Source organism: Actinoalloteichus sp. AHMU CJ021 (assembly GCF_002895405.1).
GTDB lineage: Bacteria > Actinomycetota > Actinomycetes > Mycobacteriales > Pseudonocardiaceae > Actinoalloteichus_B > Actinoalloteichus_B caeruleus.
Genome location: NZ_CP025990.1, coordinates 3,911,892 through 3,933,489, shown reverse-complemented (window position 1 = coordinate 3,933,489; position 21,598 = coordinate 3,911,892). Strand labels below are relative to the sequence as shown.

The window sequence follows — 21,598 nt, the reverse complement described above, 5'->3', positions numbered from 1 at the left end:
CGATTCCCGGGTCGACGGATGGCGGGCGGGACGGTCGGTCGTGGGTGGGAGCTCGCCGGACCGTGCTGGTGCCCGGGTGGCCGATGTGGCCGGCGGCGACGGCAGCACCAGCGTTCCCGGTGTTCGCGCCCCCGGCACGGCGGCGATCGGACCAGCGCGCCGGTGGGTGCGATCGACCGTCAGGGTGTGCCGCCGACCTCGTTCCCCCTCGTCCTCGCGGCACCCTCGGAACGCCGGTCAGGACTTCTGGGGGCCGTCGGAGGCGGCGGCCCCCTTGCTCACGGGGTGGCGGGGCGGCGGGGTGGTGGTTCCGCCGGCGCCGGTCGGGGCGGTGGGCGCGCCGCCCCGACCGCCCCGACCAGCGGGACCGGTCAGCGCAACGTCATGGCCCGGCGACGGAACACCACCAGGGAGACCACCAGCAGCACCGCCGCCATCCCCAACAGCACGGCCGTCTCCACCAGCACCTCGCCCGCGCCCTGCCCGGGGCGGGCGAGGGTCAGCAGGCCGTCCATCGCCCAGGCGTGCGGGAACAGGTAGCCGATGGTGGTGAGGGTCTCCCCGGCCACCTCACGCGGCCACAGGCACCCGCCGAGCATCCCGAGCACGATCCCGACCGGCGGGCCGATCGCCGGGGCCTGGGACGGGGAGCGGACCAGGCTGCCGACCAGCATGGCGGCCCCGGTGGCCACCAGGCAGAAGGCACCCACCACCACGGCGACGCCCAGCGGGTCGCCCCAGGAGACGTCGAACATCAGGGCGCTGACGACGATGATGAGCAGGGCCTGCCCCACCGCCACCACCAGCCGGCTCAACGCCTCCCCCGCCAGCACGGTGCTCGGCCGGACGGGGGCGGCCAGTGAGCGGCGGACCATGCCCAGCCGGCGGGTCTCGACCAGCGCGGCGGCCACCGCCATCGAGTTGATGAAGGTGAACAGCACGAGGTTCGCCGGCGCGGTGTAGGCGAACCCCCTCGGGTCCGTTCCCTGGCCGGCGTCGTCGGGGGCGCGGGCCTCCACCCCGGCCAGGTCCTCCCGGGCGGCCCGCACGGACGCGGCGGCCTCCTCGGGGGTGGCCCCGGCCGCCTCGGCGGCGCGGGTGGCCTCCAGGACGGCCGAGACCCGGCCCACGGCGACGTCGACGGCGCCACGGGCGGCCATGCCGGTGCCGTTGGTCTGGGTCATGACGAGTTCCAGCTCGGTGGAGCCCGGTGGGATGAGCAGGCCCACGGCCAGGCGTCCCTCCCGGACGCCGGCCCGCACCTCCTCCTCGGTGTCCCGGCGTTCCACGTCGAGGTTCGGGCTGGCCGCCAGCTCCTCCAGCACGGCAGCCGCGACCGGGTCGTCGTTCCCGGCGACCACCCCCACGGGCAGCCGGGTCCCCCCGTCCGACCCGCCGCCGAGGGCGAGACCGACGAAGGCGATGGTCACGAAGGGCATGACGAGCATGAAGAACAGGCCGGTGCGGTCCCGGGCCTGGCGTCGCAGGTTCGCCGCCACCAGGGCCAGGATCGGCCGGGGTCGCCGACGGGACGGGCTCATCCGAGGAGTCCTTTCCGGAACCGGAGGGCCGCCAGGCTCCCGGCGACGACGGCGATCAGGCAGACCACACCGATCGGGCCGGCCACGGAGGCGAGGTCACCGCCGGCGGCGAGGCCGGCCAGCCCGGTCGACGTCCACCCGTTGGGGGTGAACAGGGCGAGTGCCTGGAGGAAGTCCGGCAGGGCGTGGAGGGGGACGAGGCTGCCGCCGAGGATCCCGGAGGCGAAGGCGATGCCCAGGTTGTACCCGTCGGCCTGGGCGTCGGTCCTGGCGTTGCCGGCGACGAGCATGGTGATCGCGGTGGCGGCGAGCACGTGCGCCCCGCACAGCGCCAGCACGGCCAGCGGGTCCCCCCAGCTCAACCCGAAGAACAGCACCGAGGAGGCCCAGGTGGCGCAGACGCTGGTCATGGCGAGCAGGAAACCGACGATCCCCTTGCCGACGACCGGTGTCCACCGGGGCACCGGGGCGACCCGCAGCCGGCTGAGCGTGCCCAACTGCCGGTCGGTGAGCAGGCCGCGGGTTGAGGTCGCGACCACCAGGTAGGCGAAGAGCACCGCCATCCCCGACGCGTAGTGGACGGCGCCGTCGACCTTGCCGCCGGCCATCGGGTCGGCGTCGAGGGTGAGGGTGGGGCCGGCGGCACCGTTCTCCTCCACGAAGAGCCGCACCTCGTCGGCCGGAACACCGGCGTCCAGGGAGGCCCGCACGGCCAGGGTCCTGGCCTCGACGAGCGCGGAGATCTGGTCCACCATGCTGTTGGCGATCACCCCGGCCAGCGGGGTCGAGTCGGAGGTGAGCACGGTGACCTCGCCGCCCTCGCCCGCTCCCACGCTGTCGCTGAAGCCCGGGGGGAAGACGATCGCCGCGCCGATCTCGCCGTCGTCGACGGCCACGCCGGCCTGGTCCTCGTCGTCGTAGTCGCGCAGCGTGAGGACGTCCCGGAGTTCGTCGGTGGCCAGCGCCTCACGCCGGACGCTGGTGGGGAACTCGCCGCCGTCGAGGTCGACGATGCCGATCGACGCGCGCAGCGGCGGGTCCTCACCTCCGAGCGCGAGACCGAACAGGGAGGCCAGGGCGACGGGGGCGACCAGGGCGAGCAGCAGGGCCGTGCCGTCGCGGAGCCGGGAGCGGAGTTCGTGGCCGCTCACCACGAGAAGTGATCTGATCATGTCCCGTTCAGTCCCGGAGGGTGCTGCCGGTCAGGTGCAGGAAGGCGGCCTCGAGGTCGGGCTCGGTGATCTCGACGCCGGTGATCGTGGCCACCCCCTCGACCGCGCCGATGAAGGTGGGCAGCAGGTGTCTGCTGCCCTCGGCGAGCAGGCGGAGGCTGGACGTCCCGGTGGGCACCGCCTCGGTGACCCCGGCGACGGCCCGGAGTTTGTCGGCGGCGGCGGTCAGGTCCCCGTCGAGCACCAGTTCGACCCGGTCGGAGGTGCCCAGCCGGGACACCAGTTCCCGTTTGGTGCCCTCGGCCACCAGCCGGCCCTTGTCGATGATGCCGACCCGCTGGCACACCCGTTCCACCTCCTCCATGTAGTGGGAGGTGTAGAGCAGGCTCATGCCCCCGGCGACCAGCTCGTCGACCCCTTCCAGGATGGCGTTGCGGCTCTGCGGGTCGACGCCGACGGTGGGCTCGTCGAGGATGAGGAGGGTGGGTTCGTGGAGCAGGGCGGCTCCGATGTTGATGCGCCGTTGCATGCCACCCGAGTAGTCGCCGACCTTGTCGTCGGCGCGGCCGGTGAGCCCCACCAGGTCGAGGACCTCCGCGATGCGGTTCTGGAGTGCCCGGCGGGCCAGGCCGTAGAGGCGTCCGAAGTAGCGGAGGTTCTCCCGTCCGGTCAGTTCCGGGTAGAGGGCGATCTCCTGCGGCACGTACCCGATGCGGGCTTTGGCGGCCCTCGGGTCCTGGGCGAGGGCGTGGCCGGCGACGTGGACGCTGCCGGCGTCGGGACGCAGCAGCCCGGAGAGCATGGAGATGGTGGTGGTCTTCCCGGCTCCGTTGGGCCCGAGCAGGCCGTAGGCCTCGCCGCGGGCGATGGTGAGGCTGATCGAGTCGACGGCCAGGTGGTGGTCGAACCGCTTGGTCAGGTCCTGGCAGACCAGGGCATCCGTCACTGGCCGGCCTCCTGCGCGCGGCCACCGATCCCGACCGGGGCGCCGGCCGGGGCGAGGTCGCCCCGGGACAGCTGCCGGTCCGGGCCGTTACCGGCCTGGAGGTCGTGGGCGTCGGTGTGGGTGGTCTCCTCGTCCGGCACCCTGTCGTCCACCGGGTCGCCGTCCCGCTCCTTCGAGGACGCGGGGGTGCCCGCGCCGCCCGTCACGCGTGGCCGGCTGGGCCGGTGCGCGTCGGGCCGGTGGTGGATCGGGGCGGGGTGCCGCACCCACCCGCGCGGGTGGGTGCCCCGGACCGCGTCGTCCGCGCGGTTCGGGGTCTCCCCGGTGCGGACGGCGACGGCGCGGGCGCCCGGGAAACCGGTCGGGGTGTTGAACTCGGGCGGGGTGAGGCCCCCGACCGGGTCGCCGTCGGGGTGGTCGCTGATCCCGCTGGCCGCTCCCTCGGGCGCGTCCGTGAGCGGGCGGGCTAACGCGGTGGGTTCGCCGCCCGGGTCGGCGGCGTCGAGCGTTCCGGGGGTGGACCCGCCCGGGTCGACGAGCACGCCCTGCGGTGGTGGTGCGAGGGACATCACGCGGCTCCTCCTGTGGTGGTGGGAAGACCACGGCCATCGCCACGGGACCGAAGTGGTCTGGTGCCGTGACGCGTGGTCGTGGTGTTCGCCGCCGGATCCGGCGGCGAAGGGGTTCGGGATGGGGGACGCGGGAGACGGGGGACCGCCCGGCCGCCCGGGAGGGGCGGTCCGGTTCCGGACCGGCCACGGCCGTTCCCTGGCCCAGGCCGGCGGGCCGCGAGCTGGAGGTCCCGGGCGTGTGCCGCCGAGCCGTGGAGTTCCCGCCGGTGGGGCACGACACCCCCGTGTGGGAGGCCTGGCGGACCGTTCGGCCGGCGGCTCCCCGACACACCGGGCACGGTCCACCGGAGGGGTGCCAGCGTCAGGAACAGGGCCAGCGGAAACGCCGGGCCACGCCGTCGCGGGGCCCGGGCCACCGGATGGCTCCCGGAACGGTCAGTCGCGGTGGGCTCCCTCGGGCCAGACGACCGTGACGGGCACCCCGCGTTCCCGGGCAGCCCGGACCACGTCGGCCGTTCCCCCGTAGCCCCGCGCTGGTTCCCCGTCCCACACGGCCACCAGTTCGTCGGCCTCCTCCACCATCCGCACCCCCGCCCGCATGTGGGACTCCGAGGTGGAACGCTGGTAACCCAGCCGCACCACGTCGGTGGCCCTGGCCAGCAGGGCGTCGTAGACGGGGCGGTGCCCGGCGGGCAGGCTGTCGCGGTACTGGGCGGCCGGGACGACGACGACCAGTGACCCGCCGGCGTCGAGGACGGACCGGGCGAAGAGCGTGTCCGCCCCGTCGGCGACGCACGACATCCCCACCAGCGGCTCGTCGGCTCGCTTGGCGAGGGTGCGCCGCAGCTCGGTGGCCACGAGTTCCTCGGTGTCCGGGCCGAGTCCTCGGTGCCCGGTGATGGCCAAGCAGGTCATCGGTCCTCCCGTCAGTCGGTCACGGTCAGCTCCTCGTTGAGGGCCGTGGCGCCGCCACGGCGGGGCAGGGCCGTGTGGAGGGCACGGACCCGGACCAGGATGCGTTCGCTGCCCAGGTCCCGCCCGACGCGCAGCGCTTCGGCGGCCAGCCGGTCGCTCTCCTCCCACCGGCCCGCGCTGGCCAGGGCACTGGCCTGGTCGAGCTGCGCCAGGGCCCGGGGTTTGGGTGCGGTCAGGGCGGGTGCCGCCGCCGCGAGGGCACCCATCGCGCCCCGGGTGTCCCCGAGGCGGGCCAGCGCGGTCGCCCGGTGGCGGGCCGCCCTGGCGTCGTCGAAGGCGAACACCCAGGGCCACACCGGTTCCACCCGGCCGCTGCCGGCGTCCCGTTCGGCACGCCGCAGCGCCACCGCAGTCGCCCTGCGGTCGCCCAGGGCCGCGTGGCCGACGGCGTGCAGCGAGGAGAGCCAGGACCGGGCGACCGGTGGGGACGACGCGCCGAGCTGGGTGGTGGCGCGGTCCAACAGGGCCACCCCGTCCCGGGGCTGGCCGGTCTCCACCACGTACTGGCCGAGGGAGCCGACCATGTAGGCGACCAGCAGCGGGTTGTCCGCCCGTTCGGCGTGCCGCACCGCCCGCGCGTAGTGCCGCCGCGCGGTGTCGACGTCTCCCCGGTCGGCGGCGAGCCAGGCGCAGAGGCCGGCGATCTCGGACAGGACGGTGTAGCCCTCGGGGGTGCGGCACCGGGTGCGGACGACCTCGCCGGCGAGGGTCAGGTGCGCCTCGGCGGCCGGGCCGAGGCTGGCCGAGGACACCGTCTGCTCCATCCGGCGGTAGTGGGCGGTGGGGCCGGCGAGGGAGGCGAGCAGGTCCCGGGCGTTCCCCCCGACGGCGGCCCGACGGTGCGACGCGGGTGGGGAGTGGTCCGCTTCGGGCGGGGCGGTGGTGGGGCCTGGGGATAACCGCCGTGCCCTGGCGGGCCGGGTGAACCCGAGTTCCCGGTCGGTGGCGGCCCCGAGGACGTCGCGCAGCGCGGCGCGGTAGTGGGCGGCCGGCCACCGGATCACGCCCCGCTCCCACTTGCCGATGTGGTTGGCGTTCACCGGGGTGATGTGGCGTCCCCCGCTGAGGCGGTTCACCTGGACGTTCACCGCGTCCGCGAGTTCCTGCCTCGTCATCGACTCGCCGGGCGACGAGGGCGACTGGGCGCCTTCCCGCGCGGTGCGCAGGAGGGCGTTGTCCTCCGACACTGCTGGCTCCTCCGCTGGCCGTGCGCGGGAGTGTATCGAGTGCGCGGGGTCCGATGTGAGGTGTTCGCGGTACTCGTCCCCCGACTGCCGGAACGCCGGCCCCCTCCCCCGACGCGGTCCCACGGGGGTGCGGGTGTCCCGGCCGGAAGCGGCCGGGGCGGGCGCCCGAACCGGCCGGTGCGGCGAGCACGGCCACCGCACGGGCGCTGCGCGAGGAGCGGTCCGGCCACTTCCGGGACGGGCCAGGAACGGCCAGGTCGACGGCGCGGCCGGCGCGGGACGCCGCCGGCCACCCCGGACGCCGCCGTCCGACGGGCCGCCGGGCCGCCGGGTTGGCTGGCTTCGCTGGCTCGCTGGTCAGGTGGTCCTCGGCCAGGCCCTTGACGGGCACCGGACTTCCACCTCGAAGCGAGCACGTCGAGAACGCGGCTCGTCATGCGTTGGCCGTGCCGACGGTGCGGGCTCCTCGGTTCGTCCGGACCCGGTCTCGGCTGGACTCCCGGTCGGCGAACACGCACGCGCGCCGGACGGCGCGGACGAGGGAGCGCCCGCCGGGCGGAGGACGGCCCGGCGGAGCAGGCGGAACGCCATCGTGGCTCCCGACGATCGCCCCGACCGTCGATGTCGATCGACGCCACCGGTGGCGTCGGCTACCGGAGAGGACACCCCGGGTGCGCGTTCCCCGCACGGGGAACCGGGGCGTCCTCGGCGGCGGTCAGCTCCCCGTGGCCGTCCCGGGCGCCCACCCCGGCGGCAGCGGCTCGGGCATGGGGAAGGACTGATCGCGCCGGACCGGGTGCACCTCACCCCGCGTGGTCACGCCCGGCTCGGCCGGCTCGTCGCCGACCACCTCCGCGCCGCCTGAGAGGTGTCATCTCCGGTCGGGCGGGGAAGGTGCGGACCGCCCGGCGACTGAGCGAGTGGGTGGGGCGGGGCTGCCGGGGGCAGCACTGGCCGCCCCCCGGCAGCCACACCCTCGGGTGAGCGGAGGCGAGCCGGCGGCGGGTGCCGGGGGTGCCTTCGAGCGCCTGGCGCGAGCCGGGCGTGGGAGGTGCGGGAACGCCCCTGATCGGCCATCACCGCTCCCGCGCCGGGTGCGTGGTGATCCGGCCTCGTTCGCAAGGAGGGGCGAGCGAGGCCGGCGGCCACCCTCCTTGCCAGCCCGGGTTCGGTGCCGCGCGGGCGGATGAGGCGGTTCGGCTCCACCGGGAACTCACCGGTCGGCGCTCACCACGACCTCGGCGGCGGCTTGCGTTGGGCAGGGCTCGTCACGAGGTGCCGACGCTGGTCCAGTGGCGTCCCTCAGCACGGGCTGGTCGTCCCGGCACGTCCCACGCCGTCCCCCAGGCCCTGGCACGTCCCCGCGCACCCCCATGTCCCGCGGGCGCCCTCGTCGCCGCCACCATCACCGGCGGGCTCGTCGCCGGGCTGTTCACCGGATTCGCCTACGGGGTGATGCCCGCGCTGCGCCGCGTCGACGACGACACCTTCGTGCGGGTGATGCGACGGATCAACGAGGTCATCCCCAACCCGTGGTTCCTCCTGCCCTTCCTCGGCACCCCGCTCCTCGCCGCCCTCGCCGCCGCCACCCACCTCACCTCCGGAGGCGGAACCGCCCTGCCCTGGCCGCTCGCCGGACTCGCCCTCAGCCTCACCACCGTCGCCGTCACCGGCGCCGTCAACGTGCCGCTGAACACCGCGCTCGCCGCCACCGGGGGAACCGCCAGCACCGCCCGCCGCGCCTTCGAACGCCGCTGGACCCGCGCCAACGTCGTCCGTTCGGTGACCGCCACCGCCGCCGTCGCCTGCCTGGCACTGGGCCTCGCCCTCGACTGACCGCCGCCGCCGTCCGCCTCACCCCGAACTGGCCGCCACTGACCGCCCCACCCCTGACCGCGAGCCACCCCACCCCGGTCAGGGGGAGGCGGGCACCGCCGGGTAGGGGACGAAGGTGCTGGTGTTCTCGTCCACGGTCAGCTGCCGGCCCACCGCCGGGAACGCGACCCCGCTGTCGAGCCCGGCGTCGTAGACCTGCGGGACTCCGTGATGCAGGATGCGGGCGGTAACGCGAGCTTCTCTCTGGAAGCGTTTCGCGACTTCCCGCACCCCTTCCCCACTGCCGATGACCCGCGGGTTGATTCGCTTGACCGCCACTTCGCGGTCAAGCACGACATCGAATGCTCGCCAGACCGTGCCCATGCCGCCGGAGCCGATCTCGTCGCGCAGCTCATACCGACCGCCGACAGTGCCCGCCACGCGGCTTCCCCCTCCGAAGGTCGTACTCCACCGACTGACCCTTCGCAGCTCATGATCTCCCGAGCCTGATCGCGAGTCCACCGATTCGACGAAAACCCCGGCGGCATGCCAGCTCGCTCACGCCACGTCGTCAATGCCCTCCTGCTCGCGGATCAGGCGCCACGCCGCGCTACGAGCGCTGCGGTTCAACGACTCCTTGAACGTCCGATCACTCGAACTGAAGTACTGGTCTCCGAGGTCGGTGACGGTACGCGGGAACCCTCGAGCAGGCGTGCGCCATAGCGGAGGACACCGCAGCGGCGGTGGAGCCGTCGTTGCCTCGGTCTTCGGACTGATCAGGCCGACCATGGTGTCCCCGGGTCCCGGACGTTCCGAATCGGGCACGCTCACATCGCTGGCGTGCCGAGGACACTGTCCTCATTCTCCCACGGTGTGGGCGGTGGGCAATGCCATCCGCAATGCCCGTGGTGGGGGTGACGGTGGGCAGTTCGCCTCCACGCTGTCACGCAATGGACTGGAAGGGCCAGCGTCGTTAAGCCTGGTTGGCCCGCTATCCCAAGGAGGGGTTTCCGGGTTCGGGCCGGCCACGGTAGTTGGATGTCGAATCGGGTGGGCACGGTCAGGCCGCCCCGGCGGTGTGGTGTTCCGCGTTCGTGAGGAAGCCGGCCTGGCACCTCTCGCTCGTTCACATCCACTGCCCGCGCCCCCCTCCACTGAGGTCGATGTTCCTCACGGGGCCACCGGTCGACCACCGTGGTGTCGTCAGAGCAGGACGGAACGAGGGCGTCCGGTCACGGCGGACAACCGACGCCTGACCGGGGGTGGGTGGGTGGTGTCGACGGTTCGCGAGGAGGCGCGGGCGGACGATTGGGGGATTGGTTCGTTCGGGACTGAAGGCACGGAACGTGTCATCGTGTGTGGGCGCTCAGGGGCCTGTCTCGGTACGGACTGGTTCTCCGCGAGTCCGTACCGCCCGGCAGTCCGATCACACTGGCGATCGGTCCCGAGGCGGTGAGCATCGGTCAGGTGCACCGGGCGACCTGGCACGACGGTCGGGAGGTCGCGGTGAAGGTCCAGTACCCGGGGGCCGGCGAGGCCCTGATGTCCGACCTGCGCCAGCTCCAGAGGTTCAGCCGCCTCATCCAGGGCATCGTGCCCGGCACCGAGGTGAAACCGCTGCTCACCGAACTTCAGGAACGGATGTCCGAGGAACTCGACTACCGGGTGGAGGCCGACGCCCAACGCCGGTTCGTCAAGGCCTACACCGACGACCCGAACGTCCGCGTCCCCCGCGTGCTCGCGAGCGCGCCCCGGGCGCTGGTCACCGAGTGGGTCGAGTCCGCGTCCCCCGCGTGCTCGCGAGCGCGCCCCGGGCGCTGGTCACCGAGTGGGTCGAGGGAACGGGACTGGCCGGCATCATCCGCGACGGCTCCCAGGACGACCGGGACCACGCGGGGACGCTGCTGTCGCTGTTCAACTTCTCCGCGCCGCACCAGGTGGGTCTCCTCCACGCCGACCCGCACCCCGGCAACTTCATGCTCGACGGCGACGGACGCCTCATCGTGATCGACTTCGGCGCGGTCGCGCGCCTCCCCGGTGGGCCGCCGCCGACCTTCGGCGTGCTGCTCCGGCTGGCCCTCGGCGACGACCCGGACGAATTACTGCGGTTCCTGCGGGCCGAACGCTTCCTGGGGCCGAGGACGGAGCTCGCGGCCGAGGACGTCCTGGCCTTCAGGTCCTGCTGTTCGGAGCCGCGTCCTTCGCGGCCCTCCACGCGGCCTGCGTGCGCCGCGCGCTCCGCTCCCCGACCGCTCGGGTGCCGGTCGGGTTGTCCGGTCCGTCGCTCGCGGTCGCGGTGGGGCTCGGCGTCTGCGGGGGCGCGTTCACCATGTCGGTCGGGCAGGACTCCGCGCAGGGTGCCTGGGGAGCCAGCGCCGGGCTGCTCTGGCTCGCGGTGCCGGGCATCGCCGTGGCCGACCTCGGCGTGGGACGTTCGCGGCGCCACCTGACGGTCATCACCGCCGCGGTGACGGGGCTCGTGTGCCTCGGCGTCGTCGCGGTCACGCTGGTGGTCGTCGACCCCACGACGTCGTGGAGGTCGCTCGCGGTCCCCGTGGTGTTCGGGCTCCTGGTGGTGCCGCTGGTCGTCTACTCGGACTTCCGCGTGTTGGAGTCGTGGCGGTCGGCCACGGAGCTCGACAACGCCCAGCGAGCCGCCGTCGAGATGGCGGGCGGTCCGAGGTCTCCCGGTCCGCCAGCAGCGACGCCGACACCGCCCGCAGGCACAACCGGGCCTCAAGGAACAGGTCCTGAGGCGACTCCGGCACGCGGCACGCGGCCTCCCGCGCCTCGGCGATCCGCCCGGCGGCCAGGAGACGCAGCGGGCGGCACCAGGGTTCGTAGTCGTCCGCGTCGCCGCCCGCCGCCGCCACCCGGACCTCCCCGCCGGCGGAGGCCGGTGGATCCCACCGGAGTTGGTGGCAGAACGACGCGAACTCGCGCAGACCCCGCTCGAGCCCGAACATGCCCGTCCCAGCCAGCCGCGCCGCCGCCCTCCGTCCCACGGACCACTCCGGCCTCCCACGGGGAGTTCGACCGGCCTCGGCTCGTGGGGAGTGGCTGTCGGCGGTCGTCACGCCGCCCCGGTGGTCACGTCGCCGGGCGGGCGGCTCGCCCGGCGGTGCGCACCGGGGTCGCGTGGGTCGGAGGTAGCCCGCTCACCATGCCTCGGGGTGCCGTCGATCCCGACCTCGGCCCGGCGGGTCCTCCCTTCCACCCGGCCGGACCGGAGGACCCGGCCGACCTCCCCTGCCTGATGTGGAGCCCGGGCGGTGCCCTGTGCTGGGGACCGGTGCGGGCACGTACCCTGCCGTCGCGGGCCGGCGGGTCGGCTGCGGGTGGACGACTCGCCCGAACGGCCGCTTCGGGTCGCGCGGGTGTGCCGGGTTGCGGGGCGACTCGGCCCGGACCGCGACGTCGCGCTCGCGGTGCCCGTCGGTCGAGCCTGAGCGGCCGACGCCTCCAGAACGCGGTCGCCGAGGCCGCCGAACAGGCCAGGAAGGCGGCCAGAGGCCGTCCGGAGCGGCCGATCACCCGAACCGTGGACGTGCCGTGGCGGAGTGCGCTGCTCCTCGCGGTGGTGCTCTTCGCCGCGGCCACGACCAGCGTGCTGCTCGCCCCCTGACCGCCAGCCGGGCCGGCGGAGCGCGAGCTCCCTGCCCGAGGGCACCGGAAGCGTGACCTCCGGCCGGGAGCCCCCCCCCACGCGGTTCCGGCCCACCGGCCGGCCCGTCGCCGGTTCAGCCCGCGGCCCGAGGCGCGGCGGGTGGGCGCCCGTCGGGTACCGCGGACCCTGGCCCGCCGCTGTACAGAAGTCACGTCGCGAGTAAACGCGACGCGCCGGCGGAATGTTCCGGCACCCGCGAGACGATCAGGTGCGCCCGTTCACGGTCGCCGGGTTCGGACGGGTGTCGGTCAGCCACGACCGGTTCAACCTGGAACTCCCGGCGGGCGACATCGCCGCCGCGGAACACCCGAGCACCCGAGCACCCGGAGGATCGGCATGATCACAGCGGTTTCCCTGATCACCGGGAACGCGGGCAAGGCGGCGGAGTACGCCCACCTGCTGGGCGTTCCCGTCACGCCCGTGCGGGACGAGCTGGTGGAGATCCAGTCCCTGGACGTCGAGGAGGTGGTCCGCCACAAGGCCGCGCAGGCCTACCGGACCCGGCGGGCGCCGGTGCTCGTCGACGACACGGCTCTCACGTTCGACGCCTGGCGCGGATCGGCGGTTCCCCACCGCCGGCACCGCTGGCTCACGCTCCTCGGCCGGTGGTCGAACGAACGGACCACCCCGGCGTGGCCCCGATGGCGTCGAAGGTTGACCACAACGGCCCATCCGCGCTCTCCACAGCCCTACCGCCGTCCGGCCCCCGCCCGCTCGCCCCGCCACCGCGCGGGGTGGGCCGTTCGGCGGAGCCGTCCGCATGAGGGCTGCGTCACATGGCGGACGGGAAGCAGCCACCGAACTCCACACCACCACCTCGCCGCGCCCTGGCCCCCGGTCCCGAGCCGTTCCACGCCCACACGCCCCGGGTCGCGTGATCCTGTCCGCAGCCCTCGGAGCCTGGGCCGCCCTGACCCTGCTGTGGACCGTGGAATGGGCCGACCGCGTCCTGCTTCCCCCGCTCCGCGGAACCATCCGGCTGCGTCGGGTCCGGCGCACCACCCGTCAGGCGTTGATCGCCGCCGGGCATCCCTGGCCCCGCCCCCGTCGCCCCCGCCGCAGGCCACCCTCCGCGCCTCGGCCGAGACCGGTCGGTGCGGTCGTCGTCCCGAAGGATGACGTCCCCACCGACTCCTGATCGCAGCCGCTCACCCCCGGTGCCTCCCCTTCGGGTCGTGTCCTGCCCGCCTCCCCGTGTGTGGAATCGCGCGGCCTGTCGGGGGTGGTGGCTGCCCGGTCGCCCGGTGGGTCGAACCGGGACACCCCGGCCCCCCTGTTGTTCCCGGTTCCCACCGGGCGTGGGCGCAGCGGTGGCGGGTCACCGGCCCCGCCAAGAACCACGTCATCGCCACCGACTACCACCGCGGCGGTTGAGGCCGGTGCCATCGTGGAACGGCCCTACTGGCTCGTGGCCGTGACGGTGTCACCACGAGGACTCCTCGGAAGCCTGCTCTGAACGAGTGATTCACTGGTGAAGCAGACGGGGATCCAACCCACCTGAACCCATAATGCCTGGTGCTTCACGAAGCAGTGGACAGCGGACGACGACGGTTCATTCGCACGGGACGAATGTGTGGGTTCCGCAGGGGTGACCGGTTGGTCAACGCGGGCGCGGACAGCACCGAGGTCCTCCTCGTCGTCGACGGGCTCCTCAAGGTGGTCTTGCCTTCCGAATGGGGATTGGACAGCATCACGAACCTCGTCGGATGCGGCGAACTCGTTGGTGAGCTGGGTGTGCTTTTCGGCGATAAGCGCAGCGCCCATGTCGTCGCGCTCACGAGCGGCACGGCTGTCCGGGTCGGGGCTTCGACCTTCCGGAGCCTGCTCCGGGAGCACCGAGACGTGCACGCCCTCGTCGACCACACGGCACGACGGCGTCAGCGGACAGCCGACGACCGGCACCGCGATCAGCGGCTTGACGTTCATACCCGGGTCGAGCTCTCGCTGGGGCGCTGGGCACGCGCGTTCGGGGCACCGCTCCCAGACGGCCAGCTGAGGGTGCGAGGACTGGGCCAAGGCGATGTCGCCGACGCGGTCGCCGCGTCGGTGAAGCACGTCGAAGCCGCGTATGCCCGGCTACGAGCGGAAGGGACATTGAGGTCCGGGCGGCTCTGGTACGAGATCAAACCCTGACGCGAGGAACGAACGGCGGACTCACGAGTATCCCGGAATTCCGGGGGAGCGGCGGGTGCCCAGGGATCAGTGTCGGTGGCAACCGACATCCAGAAGGAGGCATGCCAGTGCACCCGGTTCCCGAACACCGCGCGATGCTCGCGGTGGACGTGGTCGACTCCGCGAAGAACCCCGGGCACCACCTGAACGCGGTTCACAACACTCTCGGCCACATGGTGCGGGAATCCCTCGCCGAGGTGGGACTCAGTCCTGCCGACATCCTGCACCTGGAACCCATCGGCGACGAAACCTTGGTGACCCTGCCGAGTGGAACCCTCGGCTCCCTGGTCGACGCGGCCCACCGACTCGACGCGGCATGCGCCCACCACAACCGGTGGCGCAAGCCCGAGATCCGTCTCCGTGTGGCCGTGGCGGTTGGCGCGGTGGGTGACACTCCCGGCTACTACGCGGCCCGGATCAGGCTCAAGCGGATGCTCGACAGTCAGGATTTTCGCGAATTGTTCGCGCGCTGCCGGCAGCGGGACACCGAGTTCCTGGTGAACAGCGCCCTCATCGTCTCGGACGAGGTGATGGACACGGTGTTCGGCGGAGACCACACCAACCTGGTCCGGAAGGGAGAGTTCGTGCGCTTCCCGATCAGGAACAAGGAGCACCGGTCAACAGCCTGGGTCCGTGTCCCCGGGATTGACCCGAACGCGCTCAAAGCCCTCACCGAGCCTGTTGATCGGAGTGTCCCCGAACTGCGCGGAGCGGGAAGGGCCGTCACCAACACGGTCAGTGGGGACAACAACGGCATTCAGGCCGGTTCGATCACCGGTGGGGTTACTCTCAACGGCGGCCAGCGATGACCGCGCCGTCCGTACCCACCCCCGACCAAGAGACCTACCTTGGAGCGCGCCAGCACCGGGGGGACGAGTCCGACCAGCGTGTTGACGTTGACCATGACGAGCCGCGCTTCGTGCTCGGACACCCCGGCCAGGCGCTGAACGCCGCCTTCGGCGACCAGCTCGGCGTCCAGGCCGGAACCGTGTACGGGCCGGTGACCGTCCATGCTCGGCCGAAGGACCGGGATACCCCGGTGGTGCGCACTGTGACGCCCGAGGAGATCAGCCACGTAACCCACGAATTCGTGCACCCGAGGAACTTCGGGCTGGCGGCACGAGTTCTGGCGGACAACCGGGTGGTGGTGCTGTGCGGACGAGGGGCTGGAAGGTCGTTCGCCGCGCGCCGGCTCCTGTCCGACCTCGCACCGAAGGACGTAGCGGAACTGGACCCGGAGACACCGCTCCGGGGCATCCGTCCCGACGATCTCACCCCAGGACACGGCTACGTGTGGGAGGCACCGGAACTCGAGCGGAACACCCTCGCCGACCGCGACTTCCGCCAGATCCATGGGGTCGTGCGCGCGGCGCGGTGCTGGTTGGTGATCGTCCTCGACCAAGCTTCTCGCGCACCGGAATCCGCGTCCACGGCAACGGTCACGCTTGGCCCACCATCGGCCTCCCAGGTGGCACTGGAGACCATCGGACGACGTCGAGGAGCGGACGGCTCGGTTGAGGGCCCCACGCTTGTGCTGAAACGTTGCCTGACGAGCTGGTTGGCGGAGGACGACCCGCCGGACAAGGCAGTACGCGCGGCGGACTTCGCCATTCGGGTCGACGAGGGGACATGTGAGCTCGCCGATGCCTCAGCTGAGCTCTCCGACGACCTCGACGCGTCCGTGCGGAACTGGTTCGAGGGGTGGAGCCACCGGGAGTACGCGACCGCGCTCACCGTCGCGTTCCTCGAGTACCAACCGCAGGAGGTGATCGTCACCCATTCCATGGCACTGGAGGAACGGTTCCGCCGTGCCGAACTCGCTGAGGACGAGAAGCTCGCCCCGCCCCGCCTCTTCGACAAGTCACTGGCGCGGACACTACGCGACGTCAGGGCGCTGTCCGAGGTCCGCGTCCACCCGGGCCATCGGACGCTCACCCTGGAAACCGTGCGCTTCGAACGGCGGGGTTGGGCGGGTGCCGTGCTGCGTCATGCCTGGCGGCAGTATCCGGCCACCCGAGCGGTCCTGCGGGACTGGGCGTTCGGGAACAGCATGGTCCTGGCCTTCCCCGAGGCCGTCCGACGTGCCCTGCTCACGATCACGAGTGGCTCGCACGAGATCGAACCGCTGTCCGTAGCCGAGCAGTTGGCCGGTGCGCAGAGCTACCGCGTGCGGCTGCTGGCCGCCCGGACCCTCGCTGATCTCTCCGCCCAGCCGGCCCTGGAGGCGCCGACGCGGACCTTGTTGGAGGGCTGGGTAGCAGGAGGAACCGCGTACCAGAAGTCGACGGCGGCGATGGTGTACTCCACCAGTTTCGGGATGAAGGACATCGGTGACACCCTCGCCAGACTGGCGGCCATCGGGCAATCGCCGCGCGTCACCCCGCAGAACGCGACCGTCGCGGCCGTCCTGGAACTGCTCGGTCGGCCCGAGTTCGAGCGGTCGGTGCTGAACACCGTGGTCTCGTGGACACGGGCGGAACACCAGAGCACCGGTCTCCGGTTCGTCTCACTCAGCATCGGACTGTGGGTGGCCGGGCTCTGGACCGATCCCAGGCACAGGACAATGTTCTCCGACGTCGCGGAACGCAACGGAGATGCTGTGCGAAGCCTCACCCGGAGTGTCGTCCGCGATCCCACCTTCGGCCCGATCGCGCTGAACCGTCTCGCCGATCTGGCATTCCGGGCGTCCCACGAGGCCGAGGCACGGCGGGAACTTCTGCGGCTGACCAAAGCCGTCGTTCCCGACCTCAGGTGGTGGTGCCGCTGGCGGGCGGGGGCGGACCTGGCTGCGGCCCACCCCACCCAGCGCCTCCGGATCTGGCACATCCTGCGTGCCGCCAGGAAAGCGGAGAGGACGTTGGACCGCGAACGCCCGGGTGGCCACGAGGAGGGGTAGCCCCCCGGGCACGAGGGGGAGCCCGCGCCCGCGCCGTCTGCCGTGGGAGCGGGCAGGGGGCGGGTACCAGTGACCCGCCCCCATCCCCTTCCGGCGTCTCCGGCGTACCGATGACATCCCACCTGGTACCACTAAGCCGCAGCGGCGGCAGCGGAGGGAACATGCGAGGGCCGACGGGGCGAGGCGCCAGCCGGTCAGGTGCAGGGGCGGCCGGAACCCTGGTCAGGGGCTCGGGAGGTGCGCGGCGATGTCGGCGACGGCGTGCAGCAGGGCCGGGTCCGGACTTCCGGACAGCGGTTCAGCCTCCGCGATCGTCAGCACCCTGCCGTGGGGCTCCGACCCGTAGTACTCGGCGGTGAACCTGACTGCCGACAGCTCCACCGTCATCGTCGACCAGCGCACCGGGCGAACCAGCCACCACACGACCAGCGCCAAGACCGTCCGCACCGTCCCCGTCGACGGCGGCGTCCGCGAGGAGGCCATCGACGACCACCTCGTCCACGCCCCGGTGCTCACCGAGCAGGACATCACCCGGCTCGCCGACCTCGGACGGCGCGTCGACGCGCTCCACGACCACCCCAGCGACGTCGAGTGGGCGCTCGACGACAGCGGCACCCCGCACCTGCTCCAGGCCCGCCCCATCACCGGACTACCCGCACCCCCGTTACCCGCCACCGACCAGCACACCACCCCCGCCAGGCCGCCCTCCTCCGCTCCACCCGAGGACACCACCACGAGGACGCCCGCCGAGAGCCGCCCACCCGCCACCAGCCCCCCTCGACCGCGCCGCCACCGGGGCAGCGGCACAACCGCCACCCGGCGTGAGGAGTGGAACGACAGCCGGCTCGGCGACTACCTCTGGACCAACGGAAACCTCGGCGAGGCCATCCCCAGCGTCATGACCCCCGCCACCTGGTCCTTCGTCCAGGTCTTCATGCTCCGGTACCTGCCGGGCGGGATCGGCGCCGGGCCCGGGGAGGAGCACGGGATCGCGGACCGGGACGTGGTGGTGGAGCTCCGTCGCCCCGAGGTCGAGTTCTGACGGTGCCCGGTTCGTGGAGCCGTCGGGCCGAGGATCCCGCGCACGTCCCGACCGGGGCGGGTGTCCGGGCGCGTCGTCGGGCCGGCTGCCTCCCGCGCCGGGTGGTGGGGTCGAAAGGGGTTCGTCGGCCGTGGGAACGACGCCCTACTGTCGGCCCCGGTCCGTCCACGTCTTCCGGTGTGGCCCCGGCTCCTCAGGAGGACTTCCCGTGAGCGGTCTCCCCACCCCGGCCGAGCTCCGACCTTCGCCGCTCCCGCTGTCGTCCCCGCGTACGCGGGGCTGTTCCTCTCCGTCAGGGTCGAAGACATTCCGCTCGGGCTGGCGGAGCGCCGCCCACCGCCGGCCTCGGCCCCGTGCGGGATGGGGATCCGTCGACGGTGGGTCGGCGGAGCCCCAGGTGGTGGCCCCACGTGGGCGATCCGGTCCACACGGGGCACATGATGTACGTCCACGAGGACCTTCCCGCTCGCCGCTCGATCCGGGCGGCGCGGAGGAAAACCACGTCCCCTGCTAGCCGGTCGTGGCCGTTCGAGGGGGGAAGACGGCATCCCTCCCGAATCCGCTGGAAACCAGGTGGACGCGGAGGGGGTGGTTCCTCCCGAAGGCGCTTCCGCGCGTCAGAGTGGAAATCGGCGAACGGTCTCGGGGTGGATGACGAGGCGGACCTGCTCATCCGACATCACACTGCTCGAACTCATGTACACCAGCAAGCACCGACCGGGCGCGCGACGGGTCGTCGACGCGGCGGCCGCACCGTTCACACTGCTCAACAGCCTGATCGTCCAGGGGCAGGACCAGGGCGCGCTGGAGGCGGGGGACCCCGAACGCATCGGCATCGTCCTACTCGCCACCCTCCAGGGACTCGCGACCTTCGCCAACGGCGACATCGTCGAACCGGAACTGCTCGACGACCTCGTGGAAGCCGCCGTCGACCGCTTCCTCCGAGGAACGCGCCCCACTGGGTGAGCCGGGCGTCCCGGCGGCGGGGCGTCGAGCGATCCGGCCACGAACTTCAGCCGAGCGCTGGCACCCACGCGCCCCCGCCGGGACAGACCGTGGAAAGCCAGCCGCCGACCCGGTCGCACCTCGCCGTGCGGGTACCACCACACCGCGGCGATGAACCAGGCACACCGACCTGGACCAACCATGACACCGGCCGCGACGCCCGCTGCGGTTCAGGCCCCTCCTCCGGCCCGCCGGGAGACGAGACATGCTGGCGTGTCCCGACGCCAACCGCTGAGGCACGCCCCGCCGCCACCTCTACTCCGCATACCAGGGGTGTCGGGGCTCACCAGCGCTCGCGGCCCCGGCCCAGCGGTGTTCGGACCGCCCGTCACTCGGACGCCTGGCGAAGCCTCCGCGGCTCCTCGCCGATCTTGTCGCGGTGATCCACCAGTCACCGCCGAGGGACGTGCGGCCGCCTTCACCCCCGCCTTGCGACGTTCCTCGGGCTCACCGCCCGAAGCCGCTGGAGGAGCTCGGCGACATACCGGGTCTCCTCGTGATCCCTGCCTTTGACGAGCACAAGGTCATCGCGCAACGCCCGGAACGTCCGCTCGGCTTCGTCGACGTCATTCCGCGCCGCGTGCAGTTCGCCGATGTTGCGCGGGCGGCGCACCAGCTGGCGAAGGAACTCGACGACGTCGCCGTCATCGACGTGTCCGCCCACTTCCCCGTCACGCAGGACGTGGACGACGCCGACATGGACCTCGTGCACGTCGACCGCATCCACCTCTCCGACGCCGGTCACGGCCTCACCGCGCGGTTGATCGCCGACCAGCTGCGGCTGCCGCTGGTCCCCCGCTCCGCGCCACCCACCCCGGACCACCCGGTGGGCCGGGACCCGGCGGCGAACCGGGGGGTGGTGGTGGCGTTGCGCGCGTCCGAGCTCGACGGCGGACCGGGCGACCGGATCGCCGAGTTCACCCCTCACCAGGGCACGGAACCGGGGCCGCGCCAGGAACGGGAGGACGCCCGACCGGAGCTCAGGGTGGAGGCCGGCCGGTGGTTCCTGCGGTTCGACCGCGTCGACGGCCCGCGTTGGATGCGGTCGCCGGCCTGGTCCCGCGCCCACACGCCCCCGGTGACGGTGTTCCTGGTGGCCCGGCCCCGGGACGTGCACGGCACCTGGGTGTCCGGGCACTCCGGCTCCTACCTGGCATGGTTCACGGCAGGGAACCCGTTGTGCCAACCACCGCGTTCCCTTGCGAGACGGCGGCCGGGACGTACCGTCGCCTTGACCTGACCAACCCGTCCCCGGCCGGTGACGTATGAGTAGGAGTACCATGGAAATCCAGACTTGGCGCAAGTCAAGCTACAGTGGTAACAGTGCGCAGTGCGTTGAAGTCGGTCGCGCCGCCGACCTCACGGCCGTCCGCGACACCAAGAACCGTGGCGGCGGAATGCTGGTCGTCGACCGTGACACGTTCGCGGCCTTCCTCGCGGCAGTGAAGTCCGGCCGCCTGTAGCCAGTGGTCAACGAGCCCCCAGCCAGCACACCAGGTCGGGGGCTCGTTCTCCCAGCTCATGCGAACCACGCGATATCGCCGAAGTCGACTTCGCGCCCGTTCTCCTCGTACTCCCGGGTCTCATAGATCGCCGTGGTCAGACTTCAGGCTGCCGTTCCGAGATTCGCGGAGCAACGAGCCACACCACTTCTCCGGGCAGTGGAAGTCTTTTCTCCCGTGCGATCCTGAGCGTCTCACGCTCGATTCGCTCCGCGGAATGGCCCGGGCTGGAACCCCACGGCGCGAAGTCGTCGCCATCGAGTTCGGCGGGAATCAGGAGCTCCGTGCGCACCAGGTGAGCCGCGAGTTTTCCCGCTTCCTCCACCGTTGCCATTCCCGGAGTTCCATATTCGATCAGCGCAGCGATGACATCGCGCAAAGTCGCGCCATCGGACTCCGCCTGCTCCCATATGTACTCGAGAACATCGTGACTCACGCCGTCAGCGTCGATCACGGGGCCTCCTTCGCCACATGGACCTTGACCACTTTTCCTCCATCACCCGGCCAGATCTCCAACGTTGGTTCGCCCGGCGTCGTCCGCGCCGTCTTCCTGATCCCCATCAAGGTCCCGTCGGAAAACGAGATCAGGCGGCCGTTGAACGTGGAAGATTCCACTGTGTGTCCGCCGACGCGCAGAGCATCCCAAAGCTCCCTCACCCGCTGCCCCGACTCGACCTCACGCACTATAGCCTTCCTTCCTCGTGGCGAGCGTCTGCCAATCCCTTCCCCTTTTCCCCTCGCGTACTCGCTCGCGGTCTTTCCCCGCCACGTCCCCACGGAGGGTGGCGCGGCCGGTGGTACTACGGGCGCAGGGCTGGGAGGGGGTGTTACCGGCCCTGAGTGGTTTCCGCCTGTGATGGTGTCGAGGTAGTGGCGGATCAGGTCGGCGGACCGGCCGAACGCGGCGTACGCCTGCTTCAGTGGCTGGGCCGGGGATGGGATCGACGGGCATTGCGTCGGTTCCTCTCGTCACGAGGGGCCGGGCGGCCTGCCAGTTAGCCCGGCCCCTCTCGTACTTCTCACACAGAGCTACATCCCCTACTGTGAGTCACCGCCAGTTCATCCACAACTTTCTTTTAAGAAATTTTCTTCAACTTCACCCTTAA

23 protein-coding genes and 1 pseudogene are annotated in these 21,598 nt (G+C 72.3%); 14 read left to right on the top strand and 10 right to left on the bottom strand.

Features of this window, described 5'->3' with window-relative positions:
* Positions 1 to 371: 371 nt before the first annotated feature.
* From C1701_RS17075 to C1701_RS17050, 6 genes are all read right to left on the bottom strand, one after another.
* The gene (locus C1701_RS17075) at positions 372 to 1,541 is read right to left on the bottom strand and encodes an ABC transporter permease (RefSeq protein WP_103056235.1); all 1,170 of its coding nucleotides are present in this window, start codon (positions 1,539 to 1,541) and stop codon (positions 372 to 374) included.
* Positions 1,538 to 2,713, bottom strand: coding sequence for an ABC transporter permease (locus tag C1701_RS17070; protein ID WP_030106612.1), 1,176 nt, complete (start codon positions 2,711 to 2,713; stop codon positions 1,538 to 1,540). Before C1701_RS17070 ends, C1701_RS17075 begins: the two co-directional genes overlap by 4 nt.
* Positions 2,714 to 2,720: 7 nt before the next feature.
* Positions 2,721 to 3,659, bottom strand: coding sequence for an ABC transporter ATP-binding protein (locus C1701_RS17065; RefSeq protein WP_103056234.1), 939 nt, complete (start codon positions 3,657 to 3,659; stop codon positions 2,721 to 2,723).
* Positions 3,656 to 4,228 carry a hypothetical protein gene (locus tag C1701_RS17060; RefSeq protein WP_103056233.1) on the bottom strand — a complete coding sequence of 191 codons (573 nt, stop codon included), beginning with the start codon at positions 4,226 to 4,228 and terminating at the stop codon, positions 3,656 to 3,658. Before C1701_RS17060 ends, C1701_RS17065 begins: the two co-directional genes overlap by 4 nt.
* Before the next feature lie 438 nt (positions 4,229 to 4,666).
* The gene (locus C1701_RS17055; RefSeq protein ID WP_103056232.1) at positions 4,667 to 5,146 is read right to left on the bottom strand and encodes a hypothetical protein; all 480 of its coding nucleotides are present in this window, start codon (positions 5,144 to 5,146) and stop codon (positions 4,667 to 4,669) included.
* A gap of 11 nt (positions 5,147 to 5,157) precedes the next feature.
* A complete protein-coding gene (locus C1701_RS17050; protein WP_337661775.1) occupies positions 5,158 to 6,393 on the bottom strand; it encodes a hypothetical protein in 1,236 nt (411 codons plus the stop codon).
* A gap of 1,275 nt (positions 6,394 to 7,668) precedes the next feature.
* Here C1701_RS17050 and C1701_RS17045 point away from each other — a divergent pair.
* Positions 7,669 to 8,229, top strand: a complete 561-nt coding sequence (locus C1701_RS17045; protein ID WP_337661774.1) for an anthrone oxygenase family protein — start codon at positions 7,669 to 7,671, stop codon at positions 8,227 to 8,229.
* Between the two features lie 78 nt (positions 8,230 to 8,307).
* Here the strand turns inward: C1701_RS17045 and C1701_RS17040 are convergent, their stop codons facing one another.
* On the bottom strand, positions 8,308 to 8,649 hold the full coding sequence (locus C1701_RS17040) for a hypothetical protein (protein ID WP_337661773.1): 342 nt from the start codon (positions 8,647 to 8,649) through the stop codon (positions 8,308 to 8,310).
* Between the two features lie 1,011 nt (positions 8,650 to 9,660).
* Between C1701_RS17040 and C1701_RS17030 the strand changes: the two genes are divergently transcribed.
* The 9 genes and pseudogenes from C1701_RS17030 to C1701_RS17005 all read left to right on the top strand — a co-directional run bounded on the left by C1701_RS17030 (position 9,661) and on the right by C1701_RS17005 (position 16,943).
* Complete coding sequence (locus tag C1701_RS17030; RefSeq protein WP_443098163.1) at positions 9,661 to 10,215, top strand: AarF/UbiB family protein; 555 nt, start codon at positions 9,661 to 9,663, stop codon at positions 10,213 to 10,215.
* Positions 10,110 to 10,658 carry an AarF/UbiB family protein gene (locus C1701_RS28175; protein WP_443098162.1) on the top strand — a complete coding sequence of 183 codons (549 nt, stop codon included), beginning with the start codon at positions 10,110 to 10,112 and terminating at the stop codon, positions 10,656 to 10,658. Before C1701_RS17030 ends, C1701_RS28175 begins: the two co-directional genes overlap by 106 nt.
* A 713-nt stretch (positions 10,659 to 11,371) precedes the next feature.
* Positions 11,372 to 11,833, top strand: a complete 462-nt coding sequence (locus C1701_RS17025) for a hypothetical protein (protein ID WP_103056231.1) — start codon at positions 11,372 to 11,374, stop codon at positions 11,831 to 11,833.
* Between the two features lie 378 nt (positions 11,834 to 12,211).
* Positions 12,212 to 12,376, top strand: a pseudogene (locus tag C1701_RS27620) (non-canonical purine NTP pyrophosphatase); the annotation flags it as partial.
* 373 nt (positions 12,377 to 12,749) lie between these two features.
* Positions 12,750 to 13,013, top strand: a complete 264-nt coding sequence (locus C1701_RS27615; RefSeq protein WP_026419758.1) for a hypothetical protein — start codon at positions 12,750 to 12,752, stop codon at positions 13,011 to 13,013.
* Positions 13,014 to 13,069: 56 nt separating this feature from the next.
* The gene (locus tag C1701_RS28170; protein ID WP_443098124.1) at positions 13,070 to 13,249 is read left to right on the top strand and encodes a DUF6314 family protein; all 180 of its coding nucleotides are present in this window, start codon (positions 13,070 to 13,072) and stop codon (positions 13,247 to 13,249) included.
* Positions 13,250 to 13,471: 222 nt separating this feature from the next.
* A complete protein-coding gene (locus C1701_RS17015; protein WP_337661772.1) occupies positions 13,472 to 14,008 on the top strand; it encodes a Crp/Fnr family transcriptional regulator in 537 nt (178 codons plus the stop codon).
* A gap of 134 nt (positions 14,009 to 14,142) precedes the next feature.
* Positions 14,143 to 14,856: a hypothetical protein gene (locus tag C1701_RS17010; protein WP_337661771.1), complete on the top strand. Its 714-nt coding sequence runs from the start codon at positions 14,143 to 14,145 to the stop codon at positions 14,854 to 14,856.
* A gap of 110 nt (positions 14,857 to 14,966) precedes the next feature.
* Positions 14,967 to 16,943 (top strand): hypothetical protein, encoded by a 1,977-nt coding sequence (locus C1701_RS17005; protein ID WP_103056227.1) that lies wholly within the window; start codon positions 14,967 to 14,969, stop codon positions 16,941 to 16,943.
* Positions 16,944 to 17,165: 222 nt separating this feature from the next.
* Here the strand turns inward: C1701_RS17005 and C1701_RS27610 are convergent, their stop codons facing one another.
* The gene (locus C1701_RS27610) at positions 17,166 to 17,330 is read right to left on the bottom strand and encodes a hypothetical protein (protein WP_337661770.1); all 165 of its coding nucleotides are present in this window, start codon (positions 17,328 to 17,330) and stop codon (positions 17,166 to 17,168) included.
* On the opposite strand from C1701_RS27610, the gene C1701_RS17000 reads away from it, so the two are divergent.
* From C1701_RS17000 to C1701_RS16980, 4 genes are all read left to right on the top strand, one after another.
* Positions 17,299 to 17,985, top strand: a complete 687-nt coding sequence (locus C1701_RS17000; RefSeq protein ID WP_103056226.1) for a PEP/pyruvate-binding domain-containing protein — start codon at positions 17,299 to 17,301, stop codon at positions 17,983 to 17,985. The two genes, C1701_RS27610 and C1701_RS17000, sit on opposite strands and share 32 nt — an antisense overlap.
* 651 nt (positions 17,986 to 18,636) lie before the next feature.
* Complete coding sequence (locus C1701_RS16995; protein WP_337661769.1) at positions 18,637 to 18,951, top strand: hypothetical protein; 315 nt, start codon at positions 18,637 to 18,639, stop codon at positions 18,949 to 18,951.
* Between the two features lie 535 nt (positions 18,952 to 19,486).
* Positions 19,487 to 20,230 carry a hypothetical protein gene (locus tag C1701_RS16985; protein ID WP_337661768.1) on the top strand — a complete coding sequence of 248 codons (744 nt, stop codon included), beginning with the start codon at positions 19,487 to 19,489 and terminating at the stop codon, positions 20,228 to 20,230.
* A gap of 40 nt (positions 20,231 to 20,270) precedes the next feature.
* Positions 20,271 to 20,453, top strand: coding sequence for a DUF397 domain-containing protein (locus C1701_RS16980; RefSeq protein WP_103056224.1), 183 nt, complete (start codon positions 20,271 to 20,273; stop codon positions 20,451 to 20,453).
* 136 nt (positions 20,454 to 20,589) lie between these two features.
* Here the strand turns inward: C1701_RS16980 and C1701_RS16975 are convergent, their stop codons facing one another.
* Positions 20,590 to 20,946, bottom strand: a complete 357-nt coding sequence (locus C1701_RS16975; protein ID WP_103056223.1) for a hypothetical protein — start codon at positions 20,944 to 20,946, stop codon at positions 20,590 to 20,592.
* Positions 20,943 to 21,176 carry a hypothetical protein gene (locus C1701_RS16970; RefSeq protein ID WP_103056222.1) on the bottom strand — a complete coding sequence of 78 codons (234 nt, stop codon included), beginning with the start codon at positions 21,174 to 21,176 and terminating at the stop codon, positions 20,943 to 20,945. Before C1701_RS16970 ends, C1701_RS16975 begins: the two co-directional genes overlap by 4 nt.
* Positions 21,177 to 21,598 lie beyond the last annotated feature (422 nt).